We start from the raw sequence: 18,177 nt of genomic DNA, 5'->3' as shown, positions 1-18,177 counted from the left end.
GTTTTTCGCGCCGTGGCGTGTCATAAGTCCACACTCGGCACGTTAGACGGCAACGGCGACAAGCTTGGCTTCCAAATACTCCTCGAAACCGAGAAGCCCCATCTCGCGGCCGTTGCCGGATTGCTTGTAGCCGCCGAACGGCGCGTCTGCCGAATACCAGACACCGCCGTTGACGTTGACGGTGCCCACCCGCAGCCGCGACGCGACCGCGGCCGCGCGCTCAGGGTCGGCGCCAAACACGGTGCCGGACAACCCGTATGGAGAGTCGTTGGCGATGCGAACAGCGTCGTCGTCACCGTCGTGGGCGATCACTGTGAGCACCGGCCCGAAGATTTCCTCTCGAGCCACCCGCGCGTCGTTCGTGAGCCCGGTGATCAGGGTGGGCTCGATGAAGAATCCGGTGGGGCGATCCGCCGGGCGGCCGCCGCCGCACGCGAACGAACCGCCTTCTGCCACAGCCAGGTCCAGGTAGCCCTGCACCCGGTCGCGCTGCCGCGCCGAAATCAGGGGACCACACACGGTGCCGGCGTCGGTGGGATCGCCAGGCTTGATCGACGACATGGTGGCCGCCGCCGTCGCGACCGCCTCGTCGTAACGGGCGCGCGGGACCACCAGCCGGGTGGTGATCGCACACCCCTGCCCGGCATGCATGCACACCGAGAACGCCGCCACCGAGCAGGCACCGGCCAGGTCGGCGTCGTCGAGCACGACGAACGCAGACTTGCCGCCGAGTTCCAGGAAGACCTTCTTGATGGTCATCGCGGAGTCGACCATCACGCTGCGGCCGGTGGCCGTCGAGCCGGTGAATGAAATCATGTCCACCCGAGGGTCTTTGGCCAACAACGCCCCCACACCGTGGTCGCTGGAGGTGACGATGTTGATCACGCCGGGCGGAAAATCAGTGTGCTCGACGATCAGCTCGCCCAGCACCGCCGCACACCAGGGAGTGTCCGGCGCGGGTTTGAGCACGACGGTGTTGCCGGCGGCCAACGCCGGGCCCAGCTTGGCCAGGTTGATCTGGTGCGGGAAGTTCCACGGGGTGATCGCCCCGACCACACCGACCGCTTCCCTGGCGATGGTGCGGCGAGTCGGGATGCCCATCGGGGACGCCTCACCGAGATCCTGGTTCCACTCATATGACTCGGCGGTGTCCGCTGCGAATTCCAGATCGTTGACCGGGCCCTCCAACTGAGCGATGGCCGTGAGCATCCGCGGCGCCCCGACCTCAGCGATCGTCAGTTCACGCAACTCTTCTATATGCTTTTGCATCGCATCACGCAGCTGCCGCACACACCGGACGCGCAATTCGGTGTTGCGCGACCAATCGGTTTCGTCGAAGGCCCGCCGCGCCGCCTCGACAGCGCGGCCCACGTCTTCGGCGTCGGCGTCGGCCGCGGTCCCGAGTACTTCCTCGGTCGCCGGGTTGACCGTCGGGAAGGTTCCCGCACTGCCGCTCGTCAGCTTGCCGTCGATGAGCAGAGCACTCGCGCCGTCGGCCAGTAATGCCATCCTCAGCTCCCGCCACATTACGGTGGACACTTGTCCGGAATAGTCCAGTCGAACCATAGCCGCCGCGGGGCAGCGCGGCAAGTGCCCTGCGTCTTCTACGTATTTGTCCTGCGGGCTTGCCTCGCATCGGCTATGTCGGATAACTTGGACAAGTGTCCAGTGATGCAGTGGTCTCGATCACGGAGATGCCACGCAACCGTCGGCAGGAAGAGACCTTCCGCAAGGTCCTTGCCGCGGGCGTCGAGGTGCTGCGGGAGAAGTCCTATGCCGACTTGACGGTGCGCGCCGTGGCCGCCCGCGCCAAAGTGGCCCCTGCGACCGCCTACACCTACTTCTCGTCGAAGAACCACCTGATCGCCGAGGTGTACCTGGATCTGGTGCGACAGGTCCCGTTCTTCACCGACGTCAACGAACCGATGCCGACGCGGGTGGACAAGGCGTTGCGCCACCTGGCGCTGGTGGTGGCCGACGAGCCCGAGGTCGCCGCCGCGTGCACGACGGCGTTGCTCGGCGGCGGCGCCGACCCGGCGGTGCGACAGGTGCGTGACCGGATCGGTGCCGAGATCCATCGCCGCATCACCTCAGCCATCGGACCCGATGCCGATTCCCGCACCGTGGCCGCGCTCGAAATGACCTTTTTCGGCGCGCTGGTCAACGCCGCCAGCGGGGCCTACACCTATCACCAGATCGCCGACCGGCTCGCATACGTGGTGAGCATGATTCTGGAAACGAGAGACCGATGAGCCGCGCCGGCGACGATGCAGTGGGGGCACCCCCAGCCGCACAGCGGCGAGGGGGACGACGCGATGAGGAGGAGCGGCGCTGATGACCATCGAGACGCCCGAGCTGCTGCTCGATCCCTACGACTACGACTTCCACGAAGACCCGTATCCGTACTACCGGCGGCTGCGCGACGAGGCCCCGCTGTACCGCAACGATGAGTTGAAGTTCTGGGCGTTGTCGCGCCACAACGATGTGTTGCAGGGTTTCCGCAACAGCACCGCGCTGTCGAATGCCTATGGCGTTTCCCTGGATCCGGTATCGCGCAACCGGGATGCCAACCGGGTGATGTCGTTTTTGGCCATGGACGATCCGGGCCATCTGCGGTTGCGCACGCTGGTGTCCAAGGGCTTCACCCCGCGCCGAATCCGTGAGCTTGAGCCGCGGGTGGTCGAGCTGGCATGCATGCACATGGATGCGGCATTGCAGAACGAAACCTTCGATTTCGTGAGCGAATTCGCGGGCAAGCTGCCGATGGACGTGATCTCGGAACTGATGGGCGTGCCCGAGCCCGACCGGGCCCACATCCGCGAGCTGGCCGACGGCGTGATGCACCGCGAGGATGGCTTGGCCGACGTACCGGCCTCAGCGATGCAAGCATCGGCCGATCTGCTGGTCTACTACGCCGAGATGGTCAACCAACGCCGCAAGAAGCCGTCCGAGGACTTGACGTCGGCATTGTTGGAGGCCGAGATCGACGGGGACCGCCTCACCGACGAGGAGATCATGGCGTTCCTGTTTTTGATGGTGGTAGCGGGCAACGAGACCACCACCAAACTGCTTGCCAATGCCGCATATTGGGGGGCGCGCAATCCGGATCAGCTGGCCGGTGTGTTCGCCGACCACTCACGGGTTGCGCTGTGGGTGGAGGAGACGCTGCGCTACGACACGTCCAGCCAAATCCTCGCTCGTTCCGTGGCGCAAGAGCTCACGCTCTACGACAACACGATTCCCGAAGGCGACGTGCTGTTGCTGCTGCCGGGCTCAGCCAACCGCGACGATCGGGTGTTCGACAATCCCGACGACTACCGCATCGGGCGCGACATCGGCTCGAAGCTGGTCAGTTTCGGTAGCGGCGCGCACTTTTGCCTGGGTGCGCATCTGGCCCGGATGGAGGCGCGGGTGGCGCTCACCGAGCTGTTGCGTCGAGTCCGTGACTACCAGGTGGACGAGGCGAATGCCGTGCGTGTGCATTCCAGTAACGTGCGCGGATTCGCTTCCCTGCCGATGACCGTGGAGACCGCGTAAATGCCCCGCTTCGAACCACATCCCGCCCGCCGTCCCGCCATCGTCGCCGGCGCGTCGTCGGGCATCGGCGCTGCGACGGCTGTCGAACTCGCGGGCCGCGGCTTTCCGGTCGCGCTGGGCGCCCGCCGCGTCGAGAAATGTCAGGAGCTCGTCGACCAGATCCGCGCCGACGGCGGTGAGGCCGTGGCGCTGCATCTCGATGTCACCGAACCGGAATCGGTCAAATCGTTTGTGCACCAGGCAACCGAGCAACTCGGCGACATCGAATTGCTGGTCACCGGCGCCGGCGACACCTTCTTCGGTCGTCTGCATGAGATCAGCACCGACGTCTTCGAATCGCAGGTGCAGATCCATCTCATCGGCGCCAACCGGTTGACCACTGCCGTGTTGCCGGGAATGTTGGAACGTCAACGCGGCGACCTGATTTTCGTCGGGTCGGACGTCGCGCTGCGTCAGCGTCCACACATGGGCGCCTACGGCGCGGCGAAGGCGGCGCTGGTGGCGATGGTCGCCAACCTGCAAATGGAACTCGAAGGCACAGGTGTGCGCGCCTCGATAGTGCACCCCGGTCCGACGAAGACCGGCATGGGCTGGAGCCTGCCGCCCGAGTCGATCGGTCCGATGCTCGAAGACTGGGCCAAATGGGGGCAGGCCCGCCACGACTACTTCCTGCGGGCATCCGACCTGGCCAGGGCGATCGCGTTCGTCGCCGAAACGCCGCGCGGCGGGTTCATCACATCGATGGAGATTCAACCCGAGGCGCCGTTGGCCAGTGCGCCCGCGGAACGCAAGCAGCTGAAGTATCCGGAGGAGTCGTGACAAGTCAAGAGCTGAAAGAAGTTCGGCGGGTATCCGGCGGCGAGCAGGAGCACGGCCATCTCGAGGAGTTCCGCACCGACCCGATCGGGTTGATGCGACGTGTCCGCGACGAGTGCGGCGACGTCGGCTGGTTTCAATTGGCAGGCAAGCAAGTCGTGCTGCTGTCCGGGGCGGAAGCAAACGAGTTCTTCTTCCGTTCGGCCGACGAGGATCTCGACCAGGCCGAGGCCTATCCGTTCATGACGCCGATCTTCGGCAAGGGCGTGGTGTTCGACGCCAGCCCGGAGCGGCGCAAGGAGATGCTGCACAACTCCGCGCTGCGTGGTGAGCACATGAAGAGTCACGCCGTCACGATCGAGCGCGAAGTGCACCGGATGATCGAGAATTGGGGCGACACCGGCGAAATCGACCTGCTGGACTTCTTTGCCGAGTTGACCATCTACACCTCGACCGCATGCCTGATCGGTCCGAAGTTCCGTGAGCAGCTCGACTTCCGGTTCGCCAACCTCTACCACGAACTCGAACGCGGCACCGACCCGCTGTGCTATGTCGACCCGTATCTGCCGATCGAAAGCTTCCGTCGTCGCGACGAAGCCCGAATAGGCTTGGTGGCATTGGTTCAAGAGATCATGAACCAGCGGATCGCCAATCCTCCGGCCGACAAGGGCGACCGCGACATGCTCGATGTCCTGGTGTCGATCAAGGACGAGGACGGCAATCCCCGGTTTTCCGCCGACGAGATCACCGGCATGTTCATCTCGCTGATGTTCGCCGGTCACCACACCAGCTCGGGCACCGCATCCTGGACGCTGATAGAGCTGATGCGCCACCCGGATGTCTATGAACGAGTGATCGAGGAGCTCGCAGAACTCTACGCGGACGGTCAGTCGGTGAGTTTCCATGCGCTGCGCCAGATTCCGCAGCTGGAGAACGTGCTGAAGGAGACGCTGCGGCTGCATCCTCCGCTGATCATCCTGATGCGGGTGGCCAAGGGCGAATTCGAAGTATGTGGCTACCCCATCCACGAGGGCGATTTCGTCGCAGCCTCACCGGCGATCTCCAACCGGATCCCCGAAGACTTCCCCGACCCGGACGACTTCGTGCCGGAACGCTACCAGGAACCGCGTCAGGAAGACCTGATCAACCGGTGGACCTGGATACCGTTCGGCGCGGGCCGGCACCGCTGCGTGGGGGCCGCGTTCGCCACCATGCAGATCAAGGCGATCTTCTCGGTGTTGTTGCGCGAGTACGAATTCGAGATGACCCAGCCGTCGGAGAGCTACCGCAACGATCATTCCAAGATGGTGGTGCAGCTGGCTCAGCCGGCCAAGGTGCGCTACCGCCGCAGGAGCTGAGATGGGTTACAAGGTGAAAGCCGACCTGGATCTGTGCCAGGGCCATGCCATGTGCGAATTGGAAGCGCCCGACTATTTCCGGGTGCCCAAACGCGGCCAGGTCGAAATCCTCGACGACGAGCCGCCCGAGGAAGCCCGCAAGGAGATCGAGCAAGCCGTGTGGGCCTGTCCTACCCAGGCTTTGTCCATCGAAGAGAAAGAAGGCTGACAATGGCGTCCTTTGCGCGTTCAGAGCTCGACGAGTGGGTGCAGCGCTGGCTACAGGCCAACAAGGACTGCGAGAAAGCGGGCGACTGGAAGCCGCTGGCCGACTTCTACGCTCCCGACGCCACCTACGGCTGGAACATCGGGCCCAAGGAAGACGTCATGTGCGTCGGGATCGACGAGATCCGCGACATCGCTCTCGGCTGGGAAATGGAGGGCCTGGAGAACTGGCAGTACCCGTACCAGAAGGTCATCATCGACGACCAGCAGGGAGAGATCGTCGGCTTCTGGAAGCAGGTGGTCGTCGACGGCGACGGCCGGCAGGAGATCTACGGAATCGGCGGCAGCTGGTTTCGGCTCAACGCCGACCAGCTCATCGAGTGGCAGCGCGACTTCTTCGACTTCGGTCACGTCCAGGCGCTGTACATGCAGCTGATGAAGGACGGAAAGTTGTCGGCAGGCATGCAAAAGCGCATCGAGCGCAGCCTCGCCGGTGAGAAGCTGCCCGGCTACTACCCCCTAGGTAAGGCCCCCGTTCCGCTGTGGTGACCCACGTCACTACGCTGTCGCTCAGGCCCCCACCAACTAGTTGAAAGCAGGTTCGCGGTGAAAACAAAGGGCGCGCTGATCTGGGAGTTCAACCAGCCATGGTCGATCGAGGAAATCGAGATCGGCGACCCGCGCAAGGACGAGGTCAAGATCCAGATGGAAGCGGCCGGGATGTGCCATTCCGACCACCACCTGGTGACCGGCGGCATCCCGATGGGCGGTTTCCCGGTTCTCGGCGGTCACGAGGGCGCGGGGATCGTCACCGAGGTCGGTCCTGGAGTCGAGGACTTGGCCGAGGGCGATCACGTCGTGTTGTCGTTCATCCCGTCCTGTGGCAAGTGCCCGACGTGTCAGTCGGGTATGCGCAACCTCTGCGACTTGGGGGCCGACCTGCTCAACGGCGCAGCGGTATCCGACGGGACGTTCCGCATCCAGGCCCGCGGTCAGAACGTCTACCCGATGACGCTGCTGGGGACGTTCTCGCCGTACATGGTCGTGCACAATAGTTCGGTGGTGAAGATCGACCCGTCGGTGCCCTTCGAGGTGGCCGCCCTGGTGGGTTGCGGCGTGACGACCGGCTATGGCTCGGCCACTCGAACCGCCGACATCCGGCCCGGCGACGACGTCGCCATCGTCGGCATCGGCGGCGTGGGCATGTCCGCGCTGCAGGGTGCGGTCAACGCCGGCGCCCGCTACATCTTCGCTATCGACCCCGTGGAGTGGAAGCGCGACCAGGCACTGAAATTCGGTGCCACCCATGTCTATCCGGACATCGAATCCGCGCTGGGGGGCATCATGGAGGTCACCTACGGTCTGATGGCCAAGAAGGTGATCGTCACGGTCGGTGAACTGAAGGGCGCCGACATCGAAAACTACATGATCATGACCGCCAAGGGCGGCACGTGCGTGGTGACCGCTATCGGTAGCCTGCTGGACAATCAGGTGAACCTGAACCTCGCGATGCTGACCTTGATGCAGAAGAACCTGCAGGGCACCATCTTCGGCGGCGGCAACCCGCAGTACGACATCCCGCAATTGCTGGCGATGTACAAGGCGGGCAAGCTCAATCTCGACGACATGATCACCCGTCAGTACAAGCTCGAGCAGATCAACGACGGCTACCAGGACATGCTGGACGGCAAGAACATTCGCGGCGTCATCCGCTATACCGACGCTGACAGATGATCTTTTGCTGCCGAGTGGCCAGTTATGACACGCGTTAACGCGAAAAGCGTGCAATAAGTGGCCAGTCGGCGGTATCGGTGAGCACCTTCCGACATCTGCTGGAGCCGGGACGGATCGGCGCCATGTCGGTGCGCAACCGCCTGGTGATGTCGCCGATGGAGACCATGTACGGTACGCCCGACGGGCTGCCCTCGCAGCGCACTCGCGACTATTTCGCCGCACGGGCTCAAGGGGGCGTCGGCCTGATCACGGTCGGCGCCACCGGGATTGACCATCGGCATCCGGAAACACCTGGCGGTTTGCATCTGGGCACCGACGCGGCGGTAGACGCCCACCGGGCACTGGTGGAGACGGTGCACGAACACGGCGCCAAGATTCAGCCGCAGGTCGTGCATGCCGGTCCGGACGGCCTGGGTCCGGAAATGCACGGTGTGACATCGCTTGGGCCGTCCGTGATCCCGTCGTATCTGACTGGGCGGCCCTCGGCCGAGATCAGCGTGCAGCAACTCACCGAGGTGCTCGACCTGTTCAAGACCGCGGCGCGCCGGGCCGCCGAAGCGGGCTACGACGGCATCAAGCTGCATGCCGCGCACGGTTATATGCTGCTTGGCTCGTTCCTTGCCCCGCAACGCAATCGACGTACCGATGACTACCGGGGGGATTCGGTGCGAGGCCGCATCCGGATAGTGCTCGAGACGCTGGCCGCGATTCGCTCCGAAGTCGGCGACGCGCTGCCGATCACGCTGCGGATTTCCGGATACGAGCGCGTCGCCGGGGGCCGCCCGATTTACGAAACGGCGCAAGTGGCACCGCAGCTGGTGGCAGCTGGAGTCGATGCTTTTCATGTCAGCGGGGGTGTGATCGACCGGCTGGTGACCGGCATGGTCAACGGGTCTGACGACGGCGACGAACTCAACGTCGGTGCAGCGGCGGCAGTCAAAGAGGTGGTCGACGTGCCGGTGATCGCGGTGGGCCGCATTCACGACCCGAAGCGGGCCGAACAGATCCTGGCCGACGGCCGCGCTGATTTCATTGCGATGGGCCGCCCACTGCTCGCCGACCCTGACCTGCTCCACAAGCTGCGGACCGGTCAGGCGCATCGAGTTCGCAAATGCATCTCTTGCGAAAACTGCATCGATGCCATGGAACTGCGGTTCTCCGTCGACTGCGCCGTGAATCCGCGCACCGGCAAGGAACGCGAATTGGCGACGATGCGCACGGCGAGAGCCAAAAACGTGGTGGTGATCGGCGGCGGGCCCGCCGGTTTGGAAGCCGCCCGCGTGGCGTCCGAACGCGGGCACCGGGTGACTTTGTTTGAGCGCAACGGCCAGCTGGGCGGTGCGCTGCTCTGGGCGGCGGTACTGCATCCCGAGAACGAGCCGTTCCTTCGATATCTGCGTGACGAAGTCAGGGCTTCGGATACGAAAGTCGAGCTAGGCCATGCTGTTTCAACGAGCGACGTGGTCACACTCGCACCCGAAGCCGTTGTCGTGGCTACTGGTGGCCGCGTCGTCGTCCCCGAGATCCCCGGCTCCCGGCTACCGCACGTTCGGACCGGGCCGAAACTGCGGGAGATGTTCGCCGGGCGTAGGCAGCAGCTGATCCGCCCGACGCTCATGCGGGCAGCCACTCGGGCGTGGATGCCGTTTGGCCGTCGCGTTGCGATCATCGGTGGCGACCTGGTCGCCCTCGAACTTGCCGAATTCCTCGCGGGCCGGGGCCGTTTCGTGTCGATCCTGGAGGGCGGCAAGATGATAGCGCCCGAGGTCGGCAACAAACGCAGGACCGAGCACATGGATCGTCTCGACCGGCTGGGTGTCACCGTCCACGTCCACGCCCCAGTCGAACGGATCACTTCGGACAGCGTGCAATTCACGCCTGCCGGTGGGAGCACCCGTGCGCTGGCGGCCGATACCGTCGTCCTAGCCGGCACACCCGAAGCCGACACCGCGTTGTTCGATGCCCTGATGACTGCCGTGCCGGACGCTCAGGTGCACGCCGCCGGCGACTGCACCGGCTTGGGCCTGATCCGCAAAGCCACCGAAGAAGGCGCCCGCGCCGCCTGCGCCGTCTAGAGATTAGGAGCGGCCGAGTGAGTCCACTGCTAGCCGACCGCGGCGCCGTCGTCATCGGCGGGTCGCGGGGTATCGGCGCGGCCGTGGCTGCTTTACTGGCGCGTCACGGCGCGGGTGTGGTGGTCAATGGCCGGGACGCCGATGCGGCCCGGGCCACCGCAGACAAAATTGCCGCGGACGGCGGCCACGCCGTGGCTCATCCCGGTTCAGCGGCCGACCAGTCGGCCGCAGAATCGTTGGTGGACAAGTGTATTGACGAATTCGGTGCCATCCACATCCTGGTGAACTGTGCCGGCATCGCGGAACCGCCGGGTTCGTCGATCCTCGACATCAGCGCCGCGCAGTTTGCCGAGCTTCTCGACGCGCACCTGGGCACGGTCTTCGCGACCTGCCGCGCGGCCGCACCAAAGATGGTCGCGCAAGGCGGCGGCAGCATCATCAACACGAGCTCGGTCGCGTTCCTCGGTGACTACGGCGGCAGCGGGTATCCGGCCGGCAAGGGTGCGGTCAACAGTCTCACACTGGCGATTGCCGCAGAACTCAAAGAGCACGGGGTACGGGCCAATGTGGTGTGCCCCGGCGCCAAGACGCGGCTGTCCACCGGTGCGGCGTATGAAGCCCACATCACCGAACTGAATCGGCGAGGGCTGCTCGACGACGTCTCCATGCAAGGGTCGCTTGACGTAGCGACACCGGATTACGTCGCCCCGATCTACGCCTATCTGGCCAGCGATCTCGCAGAGCGGGTGACCGGCGAAATCTTTGTCGCCTCAGGCGGTTTCGTCGGACGCTTTCCGCGACCCGCTCCCACACCGATCGGATACCGCGACCATCACGACGCACCGCCCTGGTCGGTGACCGAACTGGCCGGGCTGATCAACCGCAGCTAGGCGGCAGCGCGCCGGAATACCAGGCTGGCCTTCAGCGTCGTCTTCGCGCCCACCATGCCAAACATGTTCCCTTCCACCGCGAACTGCTTGCGCTGGACAGTCGTATGCGCTGTCAGGCACACCTCGTTGTCGCTGAGCACCTCCACGTGGGCCTGAAGCGGGATTGGCGCTGTGATGCCCTTGGCGGTCAGCTCGGCATCAAGGCGGACGGTGTCATCACCGGCGGGCTGCCCACCAGAGACCACGACGGTGATGTTGGGGTACTTCTCGACGTCGAAGAAACTCGCCGAACGCAGGTCCTCGTCGCGCGTGTGCAGTCCGGTGTCTACGGACGCGGCCTTGACTTCGATTCGGCCGGAAACGGTTTGACCGTCCTGAATCTGGCCGCCGCCGCTGAACTCGGTGAACGCGCCACGGACTTTCATCGCGCCCCACATCGTCTTGTTCTCAAACCGGATGGTCGACTGTTCCGGCACCAGGTTCCACGCGCCGACCGATTCGGCGCTGCTGAGAAATGTTGTAACAGCAGACATGTCATCTCCTGTATGTGAGCGCGGGTTGATTGCACAGTGCCGTCAACCCGTCGGCATACGCGCCACTTTCGTTAGACGATAGTCCCACTTCGGTGGCGTGTTGACCGTACCAACCGCGAGGGGCGCTTGGGCGGCTCATATGCTTGGGCTCATGCCCACCGTCTTCACCAAGATCATCAACGGGGAACTGCCGGGCCGATTCGTGTACGAGGACGACGAGATCGTCGCATTCTTGACCATCGAGCCGATGACGCAAGGGCACACGCTGGTGGTCCCGCGAGCCGAGATCGATCAATGGCAGGACGTCGACGAACCGGTATTCGCCCGGGTCATGGCGGTGGCCCAGCTGATCGGCAAGGCCGTCTGCCGGGCGTTCGACGCCGCGCGGGCCGGCGTCATCATCGCCGGGCTGGAGGTTCCTCACCTCCACGTGCACGTCTTCCCGACCCGCAGCCTGAGCGATTTCGGCTTTGCCAACGTCGATCGCAATCCATCTGCGCAATCGCTGGACGAAGCGCAGGCCAAGATCAAGGCAGCCCTCGCCGAGCTGACGTGAGAGTCAGCCCACGTGGGCGGGCACGTCGGCGATGCGCGGCAGGCTGACCCGGAAGCGGCAGCCCTGACCCGGCGCGGTGGTCACCGCGACGCTGCCGCCGTGCGCCTGGACCAGCGAGTCGACGATCGACAGGCCCAGCCCGGTACCGCCGCTGGCTCGCGTGCGCGATGCGTCGGTGCGATAGAACCGTTCGAAGACGCGCGACGCATCCTGCTGACTCATGCCGGGACCTTTGTCGATGACCTCCAACACCGCGTCGTCACCTTCGGTGCCGACCCGCACGGTGATGTCGGCGGCTTCCGGCGTGTACTGCATCGCATTGGTCATCAGATTGCTCAGCACCTGACGAAGCCGGGCCTCGTCGCCGAGGACTTCCGGGGTACCGGGACCGTCGAGCACATCCAAGGTGATCTTGCGGTTCGGGGCGATCGCCTGTGCGTCGTGCACAGCATCACTGGCCAGTGCGAGTAAGTCCACCCGGCGCCGCTCGATCGGCCGTTGCGCATCTAGCCGGGCCAGCAGCAGCAGATCTTCGACGAGGGTGCCCATCCGCCGCGATTCACTCTCGATTCGCGACATCAGCATCTCGGTGTCGCGCGCAGCGCCCTGGCGATACAACTCCGCGAAGCCACGAATGGTGGTCAGTGGAGTACGCAGTTCGTGGCTGGCGTCGGTGATAAACCGCCGCATCCGTTCTTCTGAAGTGCGGGCTTTCTCCGCCGAGGATTCAGACGATGCGAGCGCTCGCTGGATTTGCGCCAGCATCCCGTTGAGCGCCGAGGAAAGCCGACCGACCTCGGTGCGCGAATCACGTTCGGGGACACGGCGATCCAGCTGACCGGCGGCGATCGCGGCGGCCGTCTGCTCGACCTCTATCAGTGGCTGCAGACTGCGATGTACCACGGCATATCCGGCCGCCCCGAGCACGAGCAACACGGCCGCGCCGATGCCGAGTTGTAGCCAGACCAATGCGCGGACCGTGTGCTGGATGTCGGAAAGGTCGTAGGCGACGGTGATCAGCCGGCCCCGCGGCCCGCGCACCGATACCGCGCGCCATTGCACGCCGGAATTGTCGACCGATCCGACGGTCGTCGGATCGGGACCCACGTCGTTGTTCTCGGGCAACGCAGGCTCGGCGTTGCTGTCGTTGACGACCGTCCAGGTACGCCCGTCCGCGGCGATGCTACGCACGTAGAAGTTCGACGGCGGGCGGTCGGCGTTCGGACCCGGATAACGGACCGGTGGGATCCCCCGCGGTGCCTGTGCCCAGCCGCGCGACGCGTCGTCCAAGTTCTGGTCCACGCGGTTGATCAGGCTGTGCCGCAGGATCGAGGTGACCGCGATCCCCGACGCCAGCAGCCCGCACGCGGCCAGCAGCAGGGTGGCGGCGACCAGTCCAACCCGTAACGGCAGTGCTGCCCGAGGTCGTTTCGGCATCGCCCTATTCTTCGCCTAGGGTGCGCTGTCCCGCCGCGCAATCATGCTCATCGGGGCTCCCGCAGGACATATCCCACACCGCGCAGGGTGTGCAGCAGGCGCTTCTCGCCGGTGTCGATCTTGCGGCGCAGATACGAGACGTAGGACTCGACGACGTTGACGTCGCCGCCGAAGTCGTAGCGCCAGACGTGGTCGAGGATCTTCGGTTTGCTCAACACGGTGCCGGCGTTGATCACGAAGTAGCGCAGCAGCGTGAACTCCGTCGGCGACAGCGACACCGGCTTGCCGGCCTTCCACACCTCATGGGTGTCCTCGTCGAGTTCGATGTCTGCGAATGTCAGCCGGGCATTTCGGTGCTCGGTGATGCCTTTGCCCGCGCGGCGCAGGATGACCCGCAACCGCGCGACGACCTCTTCCAAGCTGAACGGCTTGGTGACGTAGTCGTCGCCGCCAAGGGTCAACCCCGCGATCTTGTCCTGCAGCGAGTCGCGGGCGGTGAGAAACAGTGCGGGCGCGTCGATCCCGTCGGCTCGTAGCCGGCGCAGCACCCCGAAGCCGTCCATGCCGGGCATCATCACGTCGAGGATCACCGCATCCGGCTTCACCTCGCGGGCCAAATCCAGCGCCGCCGGACCATTGGTGGCGGTATGGACCTCGAAGCCCTGGAATTTCAGACTCACCGAAAGCAGCTCGACGATGTTGGTTTCGTCGTCGACGACGAGGACCCGCGCCTCCGGTGTGGTTTCATCTGCGGTTGGCGATGCCATGTAGTCAATTCCCTCGCACTTAATTTACGACATCCTCCAAGATGCCTGTGTAATTACTGTGAGTTTGATGTGTCGGGGGATCGCCGGGAGATGCCGTGTATGGCGATGCCTGCGTGCATAGACTCACAGGATGAACCTTGGCAAAAGCCTGGTGAGCCTCGCGGTCGCGCCGGTGCGGGTCGGACTCGCCGCCGCCGACGCGGGTTTGGCCGTTGCAACGTCGGCGCTTGGCCTGGCGCACCGAACATTGGGTGAGGTGGGCCCCCAGAGTGGCATCGAGGATGCGCTTGCCCGGGCGAATCAGCTGGCCAAGTTACTGGACCACGACGCCCCGTTGGGGCGCGCGCTTGCTACCGACGGGCCGGTCGACCGGCTGCTGCGTCCGGGCGGGGTTGTCGACCTGGTCACAGCGCCCGGCGGGCTGCTCGACCGGCTCACCGAGGAGGGCGGCGGGCTGGAGCGGGCGCTGAGGCCGGGTGGACTGGTGGACCAGCTGGTCGCCGATGACGGGTTGATCGAACGGCTAGTGGCCGAGGATGGGCTGGCCGATCGACTGCTCGCCAAGGGCGGCCTGATCGACAAGCTGACGGCCAGGCACGGGCCGCTCGAGCAGCTCGCCGACCTCGCCGACACCCTCAGCCGGCTGGCCCCCGGGATGGAGGCGCTGGAGCCTGCCATCGCCACCCTGCAGGAAGCGGTCATCTCGCTGACCATGGTGGTCAACCCGCTGAGCAACATCGCGGAACGCATTCCGCTGCTGCCGCGCCGCCCGACGCGCCGGTCCTCGCCGCGCCCGGTGCGTTCGCAGCGCGTCGTCGACCACGATCGCCCAGGCCCCGGCACGGAGTGAGCGGCCACCCGAGACAGGTGATCGACATAAGACGACGCTATCCCGCAGCGCCGACAGGACTGGAGCCGCGTGAGAGACTCGAACTCTCGACATTCGCCTTACAAGGGCGACGCTCTACCAACTGAGCTAACGCGGCCGATGCCGGCTCGATGAGCCGTGACGAGTCTACGACGGGGTGATGCCGTCGAAGCTGCGCGCCGACTCAAGGCGCAGGTGCGAGCCAGTGCGGTCGGTGTCGTCCTATCGGGCGGAAGCTCGCGGACGGAGCGCCTTGGTAAGCGAGCGGTCGTCAGTTCAATCCTGACAGGAGGCTCCGTCCCGACGCCCCCGCCAGGCAAGGTCGCCTTGACGGGGGCGTCGGACCAAATCGGCTACGCGCGCGGGGTTTGTCCGCACGTGCCCGGCACGGTGGTACTCGCACCTGCGTTGGCCTCGTTGCGGCGCCGCGTTAGTCCGGCCAGTCCAGCCAGTCCAGCAAGGCCTAGGAGGCCCCACAACCCAGTCTTGTCGCTGTGGTTGTTGTTATCGGCGTCGCCGGTCTGTGCCACCGTCGTCGTAGTCGACGACGATGGCGGCGTGCTCGGGGTAGTGGCGTTGGCAATACCAGCACCACCGAGCAAGAGCGCCCCAGTGGCAGCAGTGATAGCAAGGATTTTCCGCATGACAAATCTCCAAACGTCAGTAGGTAGGAAAGCGAAGGAGACGCCAACTGGACCAGTGGCTGAAGTCCTTCCGGCTGGAGCGCGAAAGAAATCTTCGGCGTCCATCTTCGGCGTCGCTGCGCCCTATACCCACACCGCACCGAGCCGAAACCGAGCAGTCCTCAGTCCAATCCTGACAGGAGGCTCTGCCCATTACCCGTGGCCCGGGATGCCCTGCAGATCATCGTGGATGCCCTGCAGGTCACCTTCGATGGCTTGCAGATTAGAGATCGCATCCTGAAATGTCTGCTGCATGTCGTCACTCGGGCCTGCGGATTCGTACTGAGGGCAGTACGAGACGATCGCACCAGCAGTGAAGTTGGCGCTTTGATCGGCGTCCCATATCGACGTTCGCTGTACGAAGGCAACGGCATCCGCGACGTTGGGTTGGTGCGCGAGGAAGTCGCAGACTGCGTGTCCGTGGCTCATCACGTAATCGGGGCTGGGAATCGGCAGGCCATCGTGTTTCAACGCGTCGATAAACGCCCGGTCGACGATGGCTAACGGCGGAGCGGATGCTGGGGGCGCAGGCGGCTTGGGTGGGGCAGCTGGCGGTGGTGGGGCAACCGACGGCGGGATGATCGTCGGCTGCGCCGCCGTGTGTGGGTGGCGGACCGCGAATATCACCACTACTACGGCGACCGCGGCCACCAGAGATAGCGGCATCGCCGCGAGCACGCTCAAGCGGTGTAGCGCAACCGTATGCCGGTGCCGCGTGCGGTTGTTCTGCGATGGTGCGTCGCCGACAACCTCGGCGTCCCACGCTTCAAACGCCCCGGATGCCGCCGCTAAGCGCTCGTCGAGCAGTTTGTCGGCCTGTCCGTAGGACGGCTGACCGCCCTGTTCACGAATCGATCGGCGCAGACTGGCGATGCGCCGCAGTTCTGAGTCGATCGTCTCGCGATCGCGCATTTACTGAGCATAGGGCGGCTCGGCGCTTTGGTTATCACGTTCCCTCGTATCTTGCCAGGGGGACTGCGGGACTGTTTCTGCTGTTGTGACCATCGTGGCGTTCGCCCTGCTAGACGCCGCTTTAGCGGGCCCGCCAAGCTGGCCCGTTACCAGTCTCATAGCGCGCTGACCAGCAATCTGCCGCATACTGGACGGCAAGCACTGAATCTTGTCCGCGCAGAATTTGCGACCGGGGGCGGGCATTCACAGTCGAGGTTGTGGTGGGAGACCTGCAGCGATCCAGCGGCAAACACCGCCACCGCGCCACATCGGCAGCAGTGCGGAGGCGCCACACGACGCTCCGCGGTTGCCTGGCGCTGGTGGCGGCGCTTGCGCTGCTCGCGACGGGGTCGGGATGGTGGATGGCCCACGGCGTGCTGGGCGGCATCACCGTCTCCCAAGCCCTGGGTTCCGACGACCCGAAATCCAGCGGCGGCGCAATGAACATCCTGCTCATCGGACTGGATTCGCGCAAAGATCAGGATGGCAACGACCTGCCTTGGGCGGTGCTGAAACACTTGCACGCCGGCGACTCAGAGGACGGCGGCTACAACACCAACACCTTGATCCTCGCCCATGTCGGCGCCGACGACCGGGTGGCCGCCTTCTCGATCCCCCGCGACGACTACGTGCCGTTCAGCGGCGTACCCGGCTACAGCCACATCAAGATCAAAGAGGCGTACGGGCTCACTAAGAGCTACACCGAGCAAAAGCTCATGGATCAGGGAGTGAGCAACCAGAAAGAGCTCGAGACCCGAGGGCGCGAAGCCGGTCGCGCCGCGACGCTGCGCGCCGTGCGCAACCTGACCGGTGTACCCATCGATTACTTCGCCGAAATCAACCTGGCCGGTTTCTATGACCTGACCAAGAGCTTGGGCGGCGTGGAAGTGTGTTTGAAGCACGCCGTGTACGACTCGTATTCCGGCGCCGACTTCCCCGCCGGACGCCAGAAGCTCGACGCCGAGCAGGCGCTGGCATTCGTCCGTCAGCGTCACGGCCTGGAAAACGGCGACCTCGACCGCACCCACCGTCAGCAGGCGTTTCTCTCCTCAGTGATGCGACAACTGCAGGATTCGGGCACGTTCACCGATCTGAGCAGGCTCAAGAGCCTGATGGCGGTGGCGCGCAAAGACGTCGTGTTGTCCGGAGGCTGGGATGAAAACCAGTTCCGCCGGATGGGTGCGCTGGCCGGCGGCGATGTCGAATACCGGACACTGCCCGTGCTGCGCTACGACACCATCAACGGCCAGGACGTCAACATCGTCGACCCTGCCGCGATCAAGGCCGAGGTCGCCGCGGCCTTCGGCGACACCTCGCCCGCCACCACCATGACCACCACGGCGCCGAACCCGGACACGGTCGTGGACGTGATCAACGCCGGCAGCATCAGCGGACTCGCCAGCGACGTATCGCACATGCTGAAGAAAGACGGCTACACCGTGCGCTCGGTGCGCGACCGCCGCTCCGGCGAACCCACCAGCACGGCGATCAAGTACGGACCCGGCGCCGACGCCGACGCGCAGAGCGTGGCCACACTGCTCGGCATCGAAGCTCCCGACCGGCCGGACCCCAAACTCAAGGCCGACCATATCCAAGTCATCGTCGACGACGACTTCTCTATACCAGCAGAAGACGAAACCACCACGGCGTCAACGGTTTCCGGCGGCTACGGGCGATCAAGCGCGACCACCACCACCAGCAGCAGCGAGCCGCCTCCCGATGAAGGCGCACCGATCGGCGGCGGCGGCGTGCCCTGTGTGAACTGACG

The 18,177-nt window shown here is 65.0% G+C and carries 18 protein-coding genes and 1 tRNA gene; 12 read left to right on the top strand and 7 right to left on the bottom strand.

Annotated elements, in window-relative coordinates; all coding sequences use genetic code 11:
• Positions 1–42: 42 nt before the first annotated feature.
• Positions 43–1,509: an aldehyde dehydrogenase gene (locus tag AWC06_RS15330; RefSeq protein ID WP_085199034.1), complete on the bottom strand. Its 1,467-nt coding sequence runs from the start codon at positions 1,507–1,509 to the stop codon at positions 43–45.
• Positions 1,510–1,694: 185 nt separating this feature from the next.
• On the opposite strand from AWC06_RS15330, the gene AWC06_RS15325 reads away from it, so the two are divergent.
• The 9 genes from AWC06_RS15325 to AWC06_RS15285 all read left to right on the top strand — a co-directional run bounded on the left by AWC06_RS15325 (position 1,695) and on the right by AWC06_RS15285 (position 10,614).
• Positions 1,695–2,252 carry a TetR/AcrR family transcriptional regulator gene (locus AWC06_RS15325; protein ID WP_211281977.1) on the top strand — a complete coding sequence of 186 codons (558 nt, stop codon included), beginning with the start codon at positions 1,695–1,697 and terminating at the stop codon, positions 2,250–2,252.
• Positions 2,253–2,334: 82 nt separating this feature from the next.
• Entirely contained in the window at positions 2,335–3,537 is a 1,203-nt protein-coding gene (locus AWC06_RS15320; RefSeq protein WP_085198838.1) for a cytochrome P450, read from the top strand.
• Complete coding sequence (locus AWC06_RS15315) at positions 3,538–4,356, top strand: SDR family oxidoreductase (RefSeq protein ID WP_085198837.1); 819 nt, start codon at positions 3,538–3,540, stop codon at positions 4,354–4,356.
• A gap of 11 nt (positions 4,357–4,367) precedes the next feature.
• Positions 4,368–5,711, top strand: coding sequence for a cytochrome P450 (locus AWC06_RS15310; protein WP_264479853.1), 1,344 nt, complete (start codon positions 4,368–4,370; stop codon positions 5,709–5,711).
• Position 5,712: 1 nt separating this feature from the next.
• Complete coding sequence (locus AWC06_RS15305; protein WP_085198835.1) at positions 5,713–5,919, top strand: ferredoxin; 207 nt, start codon at positions 5,713–5,715, stop codon at positions 5,917–5,919.
• Positions 5,920–5,921: 2 nt separating this feature from the next.
• Complete coding sequence (locus AWC06_RS15300) at positions 5,922–6,464, top strand: nuclear transport factor 2-like protein (protein WP_085198834.1); 543 nt, start codon at positions 5,922–5,924, stop codon at positions 6,462–6,464.
• A gap of 57 nt (positions 6,465–6,521) precedes the next feature.
• Positions 6,522–7,649, top strand: a complete 1,128-nt coding sequence (locus AWC06_RS15295) for an NDMA-dependent alcohol dehydrogenase (RefSeq protein WP_085198833.1) — start codon at positions 6,522–6,524, stop codon at positions 7,647–7,649.
• Positions 7,650–7,726: 77 nt separating this feature from the next.
• Entirely contained in the window at positions 7,727–9,724 is a 1,998-nt protein-coding gene (locus tag AWC06_RS15290) for an oxidoreductase (protein ID WP_085198832.1), read from the top strand.
• A gap of 17 nt (positions 9,725–9,741) precedes the next feature.
• A complete protein-coding gene (locus AWC06_RS15285) occupies positions 9,742–10,614 on the top strand; it encodes an SDR family NAD(P)-dependent oxidoreductase (RefSeq protein ID WP_085198831.1) in 873 nt (290 codons plus the stop codon).
• Here AWC06_RS15285 and AWC06_RS15280 read toward each other — a convergent pair.
• Positions 10,611–11,147: a YceI family protein gene (locus AWC06_RS15280; RefSeq protein WP_085198830.1), complete on the bottom strand. Its 537-nt coding sequence runs from the start codon at positions 11,145–11,147 to the stop codon at positions 10,611–10,613. The two genes, AWC06_RS15285 and AWC06_RS15280, sit on opposite strands and share 4 nt — an antisense overlap.
• A 151-nt stretch (positions 11,148–11,298) precedes the next feature.
• Here AWC06_RS15280 and AWC06_RS15275 point away from each other — a divergent pair, with 151 nt between their 5' ends.
• A complete protein-coding gene (locus AWC06_RS15275) occupies positions 11,299–11,703 on the top strand; it encodes an HIT family protein (RefSeq protein ID WP_211281973.1) in 405 nt (134 codons plus the stop codon).
• A gap of 3 nt (positions 11,704–11,706) precedes the next feature.
• Here the strand turns inward: AWC06_RS15275 and AWC06_RS15270 are convergent, their stop codons facing one another.
• Together AWC06_RS15270 and AWC06_RS15265 are read right to left on the bottom strand one after the other, a co-directional pair.
• Positions 11,707–13,140 (bottom strand): sensor histidine kinase, encoded by a 1,434-nt coding sequence (locus tag AWC06_RS15270; RefSeq protein WP_085198828.1) that lies wholly within the window; start codon positions 13,138–13,140, stop codon positions 11,707–11,709.
• 47 nt (positions 13,141–13,187) lie between these two features.
• Entirely contained in the window at positions 13,188–13,907 is a 720-nt protein-coding gene (locus tag AWC06_RS15265) for a response regulator transcription factor (protein ID WP_085198827.1), read from the bottom strand.
• Positions 13,908–14,037: 130 nt separating this feature from the next.
• Here AWC06_RS15265 and AWC06_RS15260 point away from each other — a divergent pair, with 130 nt between their 5' ends.
• Positions 14,038–14,757, top strand: coding sequence for a hypothetical protein (locus AWC06_RS15260; protein WP_085198826.1), 720 nt, complete (start codon positions 14,038–14,040; stop codon positions 14,755–14,757).
• A gap of 60 nt (positions 14,758–14,817) precedes the next feature.
• Here the strand turns inward: AWC06_RS15260 and AWC06_RS15255 are convergent.
• From AWC06_RS15255 to AWC06_RS15245, 3 genes are all read right to left on the bottom strand, one after another.
• Positions 14,818–14,893 (bottom strand) — tRNA-Thr (locus tag AWC06_RS15255).
• Between the two features lie 235 nt (positions 14,894–15,128).
• Positions 15,129–15,419, bottom strand: coding sequence for a WGxxGxxG family protein (locus AWC06_RS23890; RefSeq protein WP_085198825.1), 291 nt, complete (start codon positions 15,417–15,419; stop codon positions 15,129–15,131).
• Positions 15,420–15,611: 192 nt separating this feature from the next.
• Positions 15,612–16,370 (bottom strand): DUF732 domain-containing protein, encoded by a 759-nt coding sequence (locus AWC06_RS15245; protein ID WP_085198824.1) that lies wholly within the window; start codon positions 16,368–16,370, stop codon positions 15,612–15,614.
• Between the two features lie 269 nt (positions 16,371–16,639).
• On the opposite strand from AWC06_RS15245, the gene AWC06_RS15240 reads away from it, so the two are divergent.
• Entirely contained in the window at positions 16,640–18,175 is a 1,536-nt protein-coding gene (locus AWC06_RS15240; RefSeq protein ID WP_085199033.1) for an LCP family protein, read from the top strand.
• Positions 18,176–18,177: the final 2 nt, after the last annotated feature.

The sequence above is a fragment of the Mycobacterium fragae genome (assembly GCF_002102185.1).
Classification (GTDB): domain Bacteria; phylum Actinomycetota; class Actinomycetes; order Mycobacteriales; family Mycobacteriaceae; genus Mycobacterium; species Mycobacterium fragae.
The sequence above is the reverse complement of the archived record's forward strand: the minus strand, read 5'-3'. Positions and strand labels throughout refer to the sequence as shown.

Bases quoted from the DNA above. Each gene is read 5' to 3' on its own strand.
- AWC06_RS15245 (WP_085198824.1), bottom strand. From the start codon at position 16,370: ATGCGCGATCGCGAGACGATCGACTCAGAACTGCGGCGCATCGCCAGT.
- AWC06_RS15315 (WP_085198837.1), top strand. From the start codon at position 3,538: ATGCCCCGCTTCGAACCACATCCCGCCCGCCGTCCCGCCATCGTCGCC.
- AWC06_RS15265 (WP_085198827.1), bottom strand. From the start codon at position 13,907: ATGGCATCGCCAACCGCAGATGAAACCACACCGGAGGCGCGGGTCCTC.
- AWC06_RS15270 (WP_085198828.1), bottom strand. From the start codon at position 13,140: ATGCCGAAACGACCTCGGGCAGCACTGCCGTTACGGGTTGGACTGGTC.
- AWC06_RS15325 (WP_211281977.1), top strand. From the start codon at position 1,695: ATGCCACGCAACCGTCGGCAGGAAGAGACCTTCCGCAAGGTCCTTGCC.
- AWC06_RS15275 (WP_211281973.1), top strand. From the start codon at position 11,299: ATGCCCACCGTCTTCACCAAGATCATCAACGGGGAACTGCCGGGCCGA.
- AWC06_RS15260 (WP_085198826.1), top strand. From the start codon at position 14,038: ATGAACCTTGGCAAAAGCCTGGTGAGCCTCGCGGTCGCGCCGGTGCGG.
- AWC06_RS15305 (WP_085198835.1), top strand. From the start codon at position 5,713: ATGGGTTACAAGGTGAAAGCCGACCTGGATCTGTGCCAGGGCCATGCC.
- AWC06_RS23890 (WP_085198825.1), bottom strand. From the start codon at position 15,419: ATGCGGAAAATCCTTGCTATCACTGCTGCCACTGGGGCGCTCTTGCTC.
- AWC06_RS15300 (WP_085198834.1), top strand. From the start codon at position 5,922: ATGGCGTCCTTTGCGCGTTCAGAGCTCGACGAGTGGGTGCAGCGCTGG.
- AWC06_RS15320 (WP_085198838.1), top strand. From the start codon at position 2,335: ATGACCATCGAGACGCCCGAGCTGCTGCTCGATCCCTACGACTACGAC.
- AWC06_RS15330 (WP_085199034.1), bottom strand. From the start codon at position 1,509: ATGGCATTACTGGCCGACGGCGCGAGTGCTCTGCTCATCGACGGCAAG.
- AWC06_RS15280 (WP_085198830.1), bottom strand. From the start codon at position 11,147: ATGTCTGCTGTTACAACATTTCTCAGCAGCGCCGAATCGGTCGGCGCG.